The organism is Rhodococcus sp. C-2, assembly GCF_027854095.1.
Taxonomy (GTDB): Bacteria; Actinomycetota; Actinomycetes; order Mycobacteriales; family Mycobacteriaceae; genus Rhodococcus_F; species Rhodococcus_F qingshengii.
On the sequence record NZ_JAQGFI010000012.1, the window covers coordinates 127,971 to 139,463 of the forward strand.

The window sequence follows — 11,493 nt, forward strand, 5'->3', positions numbered from 1 at the left end:
TCAAACCTCCTTGGCGACAACAGAACACGGACCGAGCACCGCATCGAAGGGATCCTCCGATGCGGTGCCAACCGGCCGTGGAGGAGTCGAATCAGTGCTTCGAGCGCTTGTGGCGGTACATCTCCGCATCGGCCGTATCCCAAGTCTCGGAAAGGCTTTGGGTCATGGAAAAGTCGGCTCGACCGATCGAACAACAGACGTCGGCATTCCGGAACGCCTTCTCCAAACACTCGAGCAGGTAGTCGACGGCGCGCGGCTGTGTATCGGGCAGAGCGATTCCGAACTCGTCTCCGCCCAACCGTGAAACCACCGCACCAGGGTGCGCGCACGCTGCCAAGATCTTGCCGGCCCTTTGAACGTATTCGTCGCCCGCGGCGTGGCCGAGTTCGTCGTTGATGGTCTTCATGCCGTCCAGATCGACGATGATGATAGCTCCCGGATCGGCGAATTGGCGGTACCGAGTTTGCTCGGCCTCGAGGATGCGATTCCACCCGCGCCGATTGAGAAGACCTGTCAACGGGTCGGTCTCGGCATCGAGTTGCGCAGTTTCGGCCAGTCGGACTGACTGCGCGCGCTGATAGTCGACATCGAGAATGGTTCCGAGAAGTCGGCACAGGAGATTGAGGAGGGCTAGGTTGTCCTCGAGTGCTGAGTCGCCCGCACTCGGGTCGGCGCCACACAGAGTGCCGAAGAGACTGCCGTCGTTGTGGAGGATTGGGATGCTGACGTATGCGCCAATGCCTTCCCACCTGCCATCACGGGACAGTGCGCGCACGAGCGCGCGATTCGATGAGACTGGCGGCGCATTTCCGAGTACCACCTCGCTGCACATGGTGTTTGGCCAAGCCCGGGTCTCGCCGAATTCGATGTGAAGTGGGTTGGGTGAGACGGTGAGAAAGATTTGATTGGACCCGTCGAACCGCGTGATCGACCACAGTGCCAGCGGAAGATATTCGTCGAGGTAGGACACGACCGAGCGACTTGCGTCGTCGAAATTCGTCAGAGGTGGCAAGAGTGGCAACATCGGGATGGTGCGCGTCTGGCCGTGCGGCATTTTGACCTCCTGATCGACCCTAGGATTCTGTCGATGTTCAGGCTCTTGGTCCCGCGTGCGACAAATCTTCCACGAACAGTCTGCCTCGATAATCCTCGCGATTGCTGAAAGTGTGCTGTGATTCTTCCGACCGCGGGGCCGTTGATTCTTTGGTGGCCAGCTAATCTTCCGGTATGGAGCTGGCGCGTGGAGCGAACACAGTCGTTGAGGGAACTTCGCTGAAGGTGGCGGTGAACGGTAGCGCCCCGGGCACGGTAGACCTGATGGTGTTCCAGCTCGACGAACGGAACAAAGTACGGGACGACGCAGATTTTGTCTTCTTCAATCAGCCGGTCTCACCCGAAGGCGCGGTGCGCTTGGAGTCCGGCGGCGTCATCGAAATCGACATTGCGAGGTTGCCCGCTGACATCCATCAGCTGAGTGTTGCCGTGGCACTTGATGCGGCGGCAAACGGAACCCTGTCTGCTGTCGGGGGCCTTGGTGTCGTGGTGGAGCAGGTTGGTTCCACCGCCATCGTGGCTCAGGCTTTGGGGTTGACGAGTGAGAGGGCAGCGGTTCTCGTCGAGATCTATCGCCGCGGCGCGGGCTGGAAGCTGCGAAACGTGTCAGCTGGCTGGGACAGCGGATTGGCGGACCTGGTAACAGCATTCGGCGTTTCGGTCGACGAGGAACCGCCGGCTCGACCCGCCGGCTCTGCTGAATCGACAGGCGGTATCCGGACCGTGCCCGACGAAGCCAAACTCTCCATGGTGAAGCGGGAGAAGCTGGACCTCCGAAAGCGCGAAGTGGCCAAGGTCCTGCTGACCAAGGGTGGCAACGGAATTCGGGCACGGGTGGTCCTGGTGATCGACAAAACCGGAAGTATGGCCAAGCAGTACCGCACCAGAGTGGTGCATCGTGTTGTCGAACGCATGATTCCCGTTGCGATCCAACTCGATGACGACGGCAAGCTGGAGCCGTACTTGTATGCAGTCAGCTTCGTCAAACTTCCCGAGATCTCTGTCCATGACGCGGAAGAGTGGTCGGATACCTACCTGCACTTGCGCGGCTCGCACGGCGGTTTCAACTACGACAAGATCGGCGCCGCAAATCGTGAAGTGCCGATCATGACTGAGATTCTTTCCGGCCTGACACGTGGTTCCGCGCCGACGCTCGTCCTGTTCTTCACCGACGGAGGCTTCAGCGAGCGCAAGGAAATCACGAAATTGATGCGCGAAGCGTCTGGGCTCCCGGCCTTTTGGCAGTTCGTCGGAATCGGCAAGGCCAACTACGGAGTGCTGGAGAAGCTCGACGACCTCGACGGCAGGGTGGTCGACAATGCCGGATTCTTCGCGCTGGACGACATCGACACCGTCGACGACGCCCAGTTGTACACCCGTTTGCTGAGTGAATTCCCGGATTGGCACAAGGCAGCTGTAGCCGCGGGCATCACAACGCCGTGATTTAGCTGGTCGAAACCAACTGCGGTGCATTCTCTTTCAAGAATTCGTCGATGTGCGCCCAGGTGGAGTCTCTCGCGGTGGGGCCGGCAACGAGCCCGAGGTGACTTCCCGGCGCCTTCTCGAACCGGACCGACGGCGCGCCGGTGAGGACCGACGTGATTGCTTCCACCGAAGCGATGGGTGCAATCACGTCAGTGGTGCCGCCGATCGCGAGAACGGGAACGCTCAGAGCTGACAGTTTGATCTCGCGTCCGGCAAGCGTGACGGCGTCGTTGTAGAGATTGTTGCCGAGCATGAGTTGTTCGCAGATCTGCTGAAAAGCCTTGCCAGGGTATCCAGGCATGGCTGCCATGAACTTGTCTATCGATTCCATGCGAGCCAGTGTCTCGGTGTTGTGGAGGTTGCGCATGATGAACCATGGCTTGAGAACTTCGCGCTGCAACGCCGTCACCTTGTAACTCGCCTGAACGAGTGGAGCAGGTAGTCCGCCGACAAGATTGGTCGCGGACGTGAGTGGGGTGTCGCCCGTGTATTTGCCGATCAGCCTCAAGGGGCTGATAGCGGGAATCTTCGTGTAATCGATTGGCGTTCCGATTGCCGTGATCGATGCGATCGGCAGGTCGGAGTGAGCGGAGCCCGTGAGCAGAGACATGGTCCCGCCGAGGCTCCACCCGATCAGCGAAACCGGTGCGCCGTCGTGTAGATCCGAGATCGTACGGATCGCTTCGGGGATGATGTCGTCGACCCAGGCCTCGAAACCCATCCCGCGGTCGGAGTACCGCATGGTCCCGTAGTCGAGGAGGTAGGGCGTGTTCGCCCCATCCAGTAGGTGCGCGGCGAGGCTTTGGCCCGCACGAAGGTCGTAACAGTCGGCTGAAACCGCGAGGGGCGGTACGAGGAGAACCGGATTACCTCTTGGCCTCCACAATGCGCCGAAGCGATACAGATCGCGGTGTGGACCTTCGCTGATCAGTACGGACGGGGTGCGTTCGGTCTTCTCGACACCGTCGCCGAACGAGAGTCCCCATGCATTGCGTGCTGCGGTGTCCAGCGTCGGACGCCACGTCGCGATCAAACCACTGATATCGAGCACTGGTTCCCCTCGGAGTCGAATCGGCGGACGGCCGAGTCAGCCGCGCTCGGTGTATGTTACCTGCCTTCACATACATCGATCTCGGGGGTGTAAAAACCCAGCTCGGCAACGGAGCCACCGTGCCGAGCTGGGCTGATCGGGGTGATATGGCAGTGATCGGGTGGGGACGATCAGGCGGGGACGATCAAGCCGGTCGAGGCTGTGGCCGTCGCGTATCGCTGTGCAACGTCTTCCCAGTTGATGACGTTCCAGTAGGCCTTCACGTAGTCGGCCTTGACGTTCTTGTACTGCAGGTAGAAAGCGTGCTCCCACATGTCGAGCATGAGCAACGGAACGATACCGATGCTGATGTTGCCTTGCTGGTCGGTGAGCTGCTCGATGACCAGGCGCTGCCCGACCGTGTCGTAGGCCAGTACCGCCCAGCCGGACCCCTGCAAAGTGGTTGCTACAGCGGAGAAGTGGTTGACGAATGCGTCGAAGGTGCCGAAGTGCTCGTCGATTGCGGCTGCCAACTCGCCCTCTGGCCGCTCACCGCCGTTGGGGGAGAGGTTCTTCCAGAAGATGGAGTGATTGGTGTGGCCGCCGAGGTGGAAGGCGAGGTTCTTGCTGAGCAGCGGCGCCTTCGCGGTGATCGTGCCGTCTTCGCGCGCAGCAGCCAACTGCTCGATTGCGCTGTTGGCGCCCGCCACGTACGTGGCGTGGTGCTTGCTGTGGTGCAGTTCCATGATCTCGCCGGAGATGTGCGGTTCGAGAGCGGCGTAGTCGTAATCCAGTTCGGGGAGAACGTATTCAGTCATGTGACATGCCTTCCTTTGAGGAAATGTTGTGAGTCGAGAGATTTCGATAGGTTCGATTGTGATAGACGAGCGGCGCTGACATGTGCTGCGGATCGATGACGTCGACGACGCGTGCAGTGACGATCACTGCGGCGCCACATGTAGTGGCATTCAAGGGAACCGCACGCAGGGCGTGGCCTGTCCCATGTAGGAACGGTTCACCCGTCGAGAGAAACGACCAGGGCATATCGTCTCCGAAGCGCACAGCGCCGCGGGTTGCGAACGTGGAAGCCAGTCGTTCGTTCGCCGAATTTGCCAGGTGAACAACAAAACTGCGGGCGGAAGCGATGACGCTCGCAGAGCCTCGCAACGACTGCAGTGAAAACGCCAGAACTGCAGGATCGGCGCTGATCGAGATCACCGACGATGACGTGATGCCGGCCGGGCCGTCATCGCCCGTTGCGGTGATGATCGAGACGCCGGCGGGATGGTTCCGGAACGCCTCGACGAAGGAGTTTCGGATGGACGGCTCCGCATCAACAGAGTCGCCCGAAACAGATTGGGTGCCAACCAGTTTTGTGGTCACTCCTCGCCCCTCTTCTGTCTCGGGTTTGCTGCCGTTGCACTGTCTTGTGCAATACCGACGTTAAAACCTCGAGTGCAGTTGAGGTCAAGATGCTGTGGCGGACCTCACCGTCCGAGCTTGGCTGCCAGGCGTTCCATGTATCCGACAACCTCTTCGGGGCTCTTGTCCGGAGTGCCGAACATTGCTTCGGTGACACCGATGTCTTCCCAGTGGGCGAGCTTCTCCGAATCGGGTTTGCCTGCCAGGACGGTTATTTCAGGCTCGCCGACTCTACCTGCTTCGGCCCAGATCTTTCGGAGCAGTTCCACGTTTCCGTCGATCTCCTGCTCGATGGGTGTGGTGATCCACCCGTCGGCAGACTTTGCGATCCACTTGAAAGTCTTCTCGTTGCCGCCGCCGCCCAAGAGGATGGGAGGACGGGGCTTCTGAACTGGTTTGGGCCACGCCCAGCTGGGTCCGTACTTCACGAATTGGCCGTCGTACGACGCTTCTTCCTTCGACCACAGTTCGCCCATGGCTTCGAGATACTCGCGGAGTGCGGTCCGGCGTTTGTTGGGCGGTACGCCGTGGTCGGCGAGTTCCTCTGCATTCCAGCCGAATCCGACGCCGAAGACCACGCGTCCGCCGGAAAGATGGTCCAGCGATGCGATGGTTTTCGCGAGAGTGATCGGATCGTGTTCGAGGGGGAGGGCCACGGAGGTGCCCAATCGGATGGTGTTCGTGACCGACGCGGCGGTGCCGAGGGCAACCCAGGGGTCGAGTGTGCGCATGTAACGGTCGTCGGGCAATTCGGCCGACTGGGTTCCGGGGTGATCGGAATCCCTCGAGACGGGGATGTGAGTGTGCTCCGGAACGTAAAAGGCGTCGAATCCATTCGCCTCCGCAGCCTTTGCTGCATCGGCAGGGCGGATGCCGCGATCACTGGTGAACAGGCTGAGTCCGTAGCGCACTGGTTCTCCTTCGATGGTCCGTCGAAAAACTGTAACCTGTTGCATCTTCGTTCGGATAGGTTTCCAGCCCAGTAAATCGATTGCCGACGTGACCGGGGACGTGGTGAACTCGGGCGGACTTGTTGTGGGTCGAGAAGTGGATGCAGTAGAGGTGGATGCAGTAGTGATGGATGCAGCGGAGATGAATCGGTTGTCGTGGAATGCGGCGACCGTCGCTCACAACAGTCACAAAGGAGACCAGGCACAGTTCTTTCGCAACGGCGGGTCGACCTTGTATCCGGAAGAACTGGCGCTGCTCGGCGAGATCGACGGCTCCTCGATTCTTCATCTGCAGTGCAATTCCGGTCAGGATTCGTTGAGTTTGGCCGCTCTCGGTGCCGCGGTGACCGGCGTCGACATCGCGGATTCCGCGATCGACTTCGCCCGAACCTTGTCCGCGGAATCCGGAATTGCCGCCGATTTCGAGCGTGCCGATGTATCTGCGTGGCTCCGCGCTGCTGCCGCTGGCCAGAGAAAGTTCGACCGAGTCTTTTCTTCGTACGGAACGGTGATCTGGTTACCCGATCTCGACGAGTGGGCCGAGGGGATTGCCGGTGTTCTCGCGCCGAACGGTCGATTCGTTCTGGTGGAGTTTCATCCGTTTGCCATGTGTTTCGACGAGAAGTGGTCGCTGACATACCCGTACGGAGGCGGGACTCCCGTGACCGAACCCCGTGGCGTGGGCGACTACGTGGCAGATTCGGCCGATCTCATCTTGCCAGGCGCTGAGGGAAACGGAGTCGAGAACTTCGAAAATCCTTTCCCCTCATGTGAATTCAACTGGTCCATTTCCGAGGTGCTAGGAGCTTTGCGGCGCGCCGGATTGACGCTCGAGTCCTTCGACGAGTACCCGTACGCCAACGGTTGGCAAGGATTCGAGGAGATGGCTGAACTCGGCGGCAAGCGTTGGGGAGTCCCGGCCGGACGACCCGAGATCCCGCTCATGTATTCGCTGTCGGTTCGCTTGGCCGACTGACGCCTATTTCCCCCGCATTTGCGGGTAATTGCAGACACAGGTAGTAATTACCCCCATGCCCTCGACGCCACTGACACGACGCATCGCCGTCGACCTGTGCCGTCTTGGTGCCAACTGCTGTTGCTGTTGATTCCTTCCGACTCTCCTGAGTGAGAATGGCGCCGCTCTGTGCGCCTTCGCCCCTGCATATGCGCCCGTTGCTGCATGTGTGCCGGAATTTTCCGTACGTCGAGGAAGAACAGCGATGTCGACTCCTGTCGAAGCAATAGAACCAACATCAGTCACGGAACCGAACCGTGAGCCGCGTCGGCCGTGGACTTCGAGTGCGACCACTGTCGGACTGCCGGTGCTTTCCGTGATCGCATTCTTGGCCCTGTGGCAGGTCGCTGCCGCGAGCGGCACCTGGAGTGAGACCTTCGTGCCGTTCCCGAGCACGGTCTGGCATGCCTTCGTCAACACGATGACCACGCACGACGGAGTGCGCGGCTACCAGGGTTACCTGCTCTGGGAGCACCTCTACATGACGCTGCGACGGGTGCTGGTCGGTGTGATCATCGGCGTCGGATTGGGCGTGATCCTCGGTTTGGCCATGGGATCGGTGACATGGCTGCGGAGCCTGCTCGAACCGTGGTTGACGTTCCTGCGCGCACTGCCGCCCCTGGCGTATTTCTTCCTGCTGGTGATCTGGCTGGGAATCGACGAGGCGCCGAAGATTACATTGCTGGCGCTCGCTGCTCTTCCGCCGGCAGCGGTGGCCACCACAGCTGCTGTGGTCGCGGCGCCGGTCGGACTGGTCGAAGCGGCGAGGGCCCTGGGAGCCTCACGGGCGCAAGTGATCCGGGACGTCGTCGTCCCGTCGGCCTTACCGGAAACTTTCACGGGCATTCGGTTGTCGGTAGGTATGGCGTACTCGTCGGTGGTCGCGGCCGAACTGTTCAACGGCATCCCCGGAATCGGCGGAATGGTCAAGGATGCAAGCAATTACAACAACACACCGGTCGTGCTGGTGGGGATCTTTGCCATCGGATTCTCCGGCCTGATCATCGACGGACTGCTGCGGGCTGCAGAGCGCCGCGCCGTTCCCTGGAGGGGAAAAGTATGACTGACAATCAGAAACACGCCAGCAGCAATCTGAAGCGCAGCAGTAATTCGACGCCCAATGAAGGAAGGGCTGCCCGGACGGCGTTCACGGTGCTGATCGGCGTCCTTGCCCTTGTTCTCGGTGCGTGCTCGGTGGATCATTCGGGCCAGGATTCGTCCAAGGAAACAATCCGTATCGCTTACCAGTCGTTCCCGAGCGGCGACTTGATAGTCAAGAACAATCGCTGGCTCGAAGACGCACTGCCCGAGTACAACGTGAAGTGGACGAAGTTCGATTCGGGAGCCGACATCAACACCGCCTTCATCGCCGGTGAAATCGATTTCGGCGCAATCGGTTCGAGCCCGGTTGCTCGTGGCCTCTCGGCACCGCTGAACATTCCGTACCAGGTCGCGTTTGTTCTCGACGTGGCCGGCGACAACGAAGCCCTGGTGGCGCGCAACGCAACCGGAATCAAGACCGTCGCAGATCTGCGTGGCAAGAAAGTGGCCACGGCATTCGCCTCGACCGCGCACTACAGTCTGCTGGCAGCGCTGAACCAGGCCGGACTCAGTGCCGACGACGTCCAATTGGTGGATCTCCAGCCGCAAGCATCCCTCGCAGCCTGGCAGCGCGGTGACATCGATGCCGTCTACACCTGGCTGCCCACGCTCGACGAACTCCGTAAGGACGGAACACAGTTGATCGCCAGCCGTGAGCTCGCGACAGCAGGAAAGCCGACACTCGATCTTGGTGTGGTGTCGACTGCGTTTGCCAAGAATCACCCCGAGATCGTCGACACCTGGCGCCAGGTTCAGGCCCGTGCGCTCACGACGATCGCCACTGATCCGAACGCGGCAGCGGAAGCTGTTGCCGCACAATTAGGCGCCTCGAAGGAAGACGCGGCAGCGCAGTTGAAACAGGGTGTGTTCCTCACTCCGGAGCAGATCTCTTCGCCGGAATGGTTGGGCACCGAGGGCGCTCCCGGGAATCTGGCAGTGAACCTGCAGAGTGCAGCGCAATTCCTGGCCGAGCAGAAGCAGATCGACAGTGTGCCTGATCTGGCGGTCTTTCAGAATGCTCTCTATGTGAAGGGGCTTCCCGATGTCCTTGACCAGTAGCGTGACCGCACAGCAGGCCTCGGGAGGATTCGCCCCCGACCGCCCGGGCGCGATCCGAATCGACACCGTCTCACACAGGTACGGCCACGGTCGAGAGTCCGTCACGGCACTCGGGCCCGTATCGATCGACGTCACACCTGGTGAGTTTCTGGTTCTCGTCGGAGCGTCGGGTTGCGGCAAGAGCACATTGCTGCGGCTGATCGCGGGTTTCGAAAGTCCTTCCAGTGGAACGGTTCAGGTCTCCGGATCCGACCCGATTCCCGGGTCGAGTGCGGGAGTGGTGTTTCAGCAGCCACGGCTCTTTCCGTGGAAATCGGTGGGCGGCAACATCGATCTGGCACTCAAATACGCCGGCGTTGCGAAGAGCGAACGCGGGCAAAGGCGTGACGAGCTTCTCGACCGCGTCGGTCTGGTCGGCACTGCGGACCGGCGTATCTGGGAAATCTCCGGCGGGCAGCAGCAGCGGGTGGCAATTGCTCGTGCCTTGGCGGCCGAAACGTCGTTGCTCCTGTTGGACGAACCCTTTGCCGCGCTGGACGCCCTCACTCGCGAGCGTCTGCAGGAGGATCTGCGCAGTGTCAGTGCCGAATCGGGGCGAACAAGTGTCTTCGTCACTCACAGTGCCGACGAGGCGGCCTTTCTCGGCTCCCGCGTCGTAGTTCTGACAAGCCGACCGGGCAAGGTCGCGCTCGACCTGAAAATCGATCTGCCACGAACCGGCGTCGATCCCGACGATCTCCGAGGCTCACCCGAATACGCGGCATTCCGAGCCGAAGTCGGCCATGCGGTCAAGGTTGCAGCTGCAGCGTAGGTACCCTGCGCGTCGACTACCAGGTGGCCGCGTCGATAATAGGAAGGAGAACGTGCAGGACACGACGAACAAGGAGTGGTCATGGCAACTGAGGTGGAGTCCGGTGACCTCGTGCAGGCAGCCGGCCATGCGGGTCCGTGGACGGTAGTCGAAGTTCGCCAGGGGATGGCGCTGCTCGAACACAGTGACGGGCACAGGTTGTCGCGTCGAACGACGACGTTGACCGTCGTCCGCAAGGGCTCGGGCAAGAAGGCAACGGCCGTCGAAGACGGGAACGACGAAAACGGATCGCCAACTCTGTTCGACTGAAACCGCAGCTCGACTGATCTTCCGTCAGTTCGAGACGGCGTCAGCTGGAGAAAATGTCGTCTACGCGTTTGTCGAAGTATTCGGCGATTCGGAACGCCAGTGACAGACGCGGGTCGAAGTGTCCCTTCTCGATCGAGATGACGGTCTGGCGTGTGATGCCGAGCGCGTCGGCGCACGCTTGCTGTGACAATCCGGCTGCCGTACGAAGTTCTTGAAGGTTGTTGCGCATCAGATCTCGTCAGATCTCGAATGTGGGGTGCGGTCCCTCGACACTGCCCAGTACCGGATTCCGAAGTCGGCCAGACCGAGGGCTGTAAACATTACGAGCGGCAGTTCGGGAGCGCCGAAGACATTGTGCGCGATCAGCGCGATCCCCATGGCAGTGATCAAGTCGGTGAACGCGCCGAAGCCGGCCTTGCGACTCCATTCTGTTTCGACGGTGTCCTCGGGGTAGGCGGGGGCCTTGTCGTTATCCGATGGAAAAAGGGCCCACGCCGACCCGATACAAGCCGGTGCCATGACGATTGCGAAGACGATGAAGGCCAACGTCTTCCGATCATCGGCGGTCAATGCTGCGAAAAAGCTGAAGGCTAGCGTTGCTGCGACGCCGATACCGATGATCAGGCTCCACCGTGCCGTGGTGCTCATGAAGCCTCCCAGGTGTAAGAGTTCTTTGACATGCCTGAGCGTAGGTCTACGTGCGCTGGATGTCAAAGAACTCTTACATCGCGCTGAGGGTCAAGCGACCCCGAAAGGCGCTGCGTATGAAAACTTCCCCGTCTGATCGGGGCGGTGCGTGGTGAGGGTCCTGATCTGAAAGTGCTCGCCCCACTCGGCTTCCGGAGACTCGATCCCGGCGTCCGTGCTGGTGACGAACCCGAACTGCGGGTAGTACTCGGTGCTGCCCAGGAGGGCGAGCAGTGGCACGTCCAGAGCGTCGGACGCACCGATCACCGCGTGCATCAACGCCGAACCGACGCCGCTGCGTTGGTTGTCCGGTGTGACTGCCAACGGGCCGAGGCCAACCGCCTCAACGGGACCGACCCATCCGCGTGTTCCGATCACGAAACCAACGATCTCATCACCGGCGACGGCGACAAGGGACAACTTCGGTAAGTAGTCGTTCGAGGCGAAGAGCTGACGTGTCAGTTCGATCTCGTAGGGAGACCCGCCGGGCGGCGCTTGGTCGGCAAACGCCGCCCCGAGCAGTGAATAGATTGCGTCACGGTCGGAAGAAGTTTCGCGGCGGATGTACATG

The 11,493-nt window shown here is 60.8% G+C and carries 14 protein-coding genes; 6 read left to right on the forward strand and 8 right to left on the reverse strand.

Features of this window, described 5'->3' with window-relative positions; translation table 11 throughout:
- Window positions 1-91: 91 nt before the first annotated feature.
- Window positions 92-1,054: a sensor domain-containing diguanylate cyclase gene (locus PCS43_RS24610; RefSeq protein ID WP_007733774.1), complete on the reverse strand. Its 963-nt coding sequence runs from the start codon at window positions 1,052-1,054 to the stop codon at window positions 92-94.
- A 173-nt stretch (window positions 1,055-1,227) separates the two neighbouring features.
- Here PCS43_RS24610 and PCS43_RS24615 point away from each other — a divergent pair, with 173 nt between their 5' ends.
- Window positions 1,228-2,496 (forward strand): vWA domain-containing protein, encoded by a 1,269-nt coding sequence (locus PCS43_RS24615; RefSeq protein ID WP_007733776.1) that lies wholly within the window; start codon window positions 1,228-1,230, stop codon window positions 2,494-2,496.
- A gap of 1 nt (window position 2,497) precedes the next feature.
- On the opposite strand, the gene PCS43_RS24620 is transcribed toward PCS43_RS24615, so the two are convergent.
- From PCS43_RS24620 to PCS43_RS24635, 4 genes are all read right to left on the reverse strand, one after another.
- On the reverse strand, window positions 2,498-3,589 hold the full coding sequence (locus PCS43_RS24620; protein WP_007733778.1) for an alpha/beta fold hydrolase: 1,092 nt from the start codon (window positions 3,587-3,589) through the stop codon (window positions 2,498-2,500).
- Between the two features lie 170 nt (window positions 3,590-3,759).
- Window positions 3,760-4,386 (reverse strand): superoxide dismutase, encoded by a 627-nt coding sequence (locus tag PCS43_RS24625; RefSeq protein WP_003940303.1) that lies wholly within the window; start codon window positions 4,384-4,386, stop codon window positions 3,760-3,762.
- Window positions 4,379-4,951 carry a flavin reductase family protein gene (locus PCS43_RS24630; RefSeq protein WP_007733780.1) on the reverse strand — a complete coding sequence of 191 codons (573 nt, stop codon included), beginning with the start codon at window positions 4,949-4,951 and terminating at the stop codon, window positions 4,379-4,381. The genes PCS43_RS24625 and PCS43_RS24630 overlap by 8 nt, the downstream gene beginning before the upstream one ends.
- Window positions 4,952-5,055: 104 nt before the next feature.
- Entirely contained in the window at window positions 5,056-5,901 is an 846-nt protein-coding gene (locus PCS43_RS24635) for an LLM class F420-dependent oxidoreductase (protein ID WP_007733781.1), read from the reverse strand.
- An 88-nt stretch (window positions 5,902-5,989) separates the two neighbouring features.
- Between PCS43_RS24635 and PCS43_RS24640 the strand changes: the two genes are divergently transcribed.
- The 5 genes from PCS43_RS24640 to PCS43_RS24660 all read left to right on the forward strand — a co-directional run bounded on the left by PCS43_RS24640 (window position 5,990) and on the right by PCS43_RS24660 (window position 10,235).
- Window positions 5,990-6,916, forward strand: coding sequence for a class I SAM-dependent methyltransferase (locus PCS43_RS24640; protein WP_007733782.1), 927 nt, complete (start codon window positions 5,990-5,992; stop codon window positions 6,914-6,916).
- Between the two features lie 244 nt (window positions 6,917-7,160).
- The gene (locus PCS43_RS24645) at window positions 7,161-8,018 is read left to right on the forward strand and encodes an ABC transporter permease (protein ID WP_003939782.1); all 858 of its coding nucleotides are present in this window, start codon (window positions 7,161-7,163) and stop codon (window positions 8,016-8,018) included.
- Window positions 8,015-9,115, forward strand: coding sequence for a taurine ABC transporter substrate-binding protein (locus PCS43_RS24650; RefSeq protein ID WP_007733783.1), 1,101 nt, complete (start codon window positions 8,015-8,017; stop codon window positions 9,113-9,115). The genes PCS43_RS24645 and PCS43_RS24650 overlap by 4 nt, the downstream gene beginning before the upstream one ends.
- Complete coding sequence (locus PCS43_RS24655; protein WP_007733784.1) at window positions 9,099-9,926, forward strand: ABC transporter ATP-binding protein; 828 nt, start codon at window positions 9,099-9,101, stop codon at window positions 9,924-9,926. The genes PCS43_RS24650 and PCS43_RS24655 overlap by 17 nt, the downstream gene beginning before the upstream one ends.
- 81 nt (window positions 9,927-10,007) lie before the next feature.
- Complete coding sequence (locus tag PCS43_RS24660; protein WP_007733785.1) at window positions 10,008-10,235, forward strand: hypothetical protein; 228 nt, start codon at window positions 10,008-10,010, stop codon at window positions 10,233-10,235.
- A gap of 40 nt (window positions 10,236-10,275) precedes the next feature.
- Here the strand turns inward: PCS43_RS24660 and PCS43_RS24665 are convergent, their stop codons facing one another.
- The 3 genes from PCS43_RS24665 to PCS43_RS24675 all read right to left on the reverse strand — a co-directional run bounded on the left by PCS43_RS24665 (window position 10,276) and on the right by PCS43_RS24675 (window position 11,492).
- Window positions 10,276-10,464, reverse strand: coding sequence for a helix-turn-helix transcriptional regulator (locus PCS43_RS24665; RefSeq protein ID WP_003940277.1), 189 nt, complete (start codon window positions 10,462-10,464; stop codon window positions 10,276-10,278).
- Entirely contained in the window at window positions 10,464-10,883 is a 420-nt protein-coding gene (locus tag PCS43_RS24670; protein WP_007733786.1) for a hypothetical protein, read from the reverse strand. The genes PCS43_RS24665 and PCS43_RS24670 overlap by 1 nt, the downstream gene beginning before the upstream one ends.
- Before the next feature lie 90 nt (window positions 10,884-10,973).
- Window positions 10,974-11,492 (reverse strand): GNAT family N-acetyltransferase, encoded by a 519-nt coding sequence (locus PCS43_RS24675; RefSeq protein ID WP_039973368.1) that lies wholly within the window; start codon window positions 11,490-11,492, stop codon window positions 10,974-10,976.
- Between the last annotated feature and the right edge of the window lies 1 nt (window position 11,493).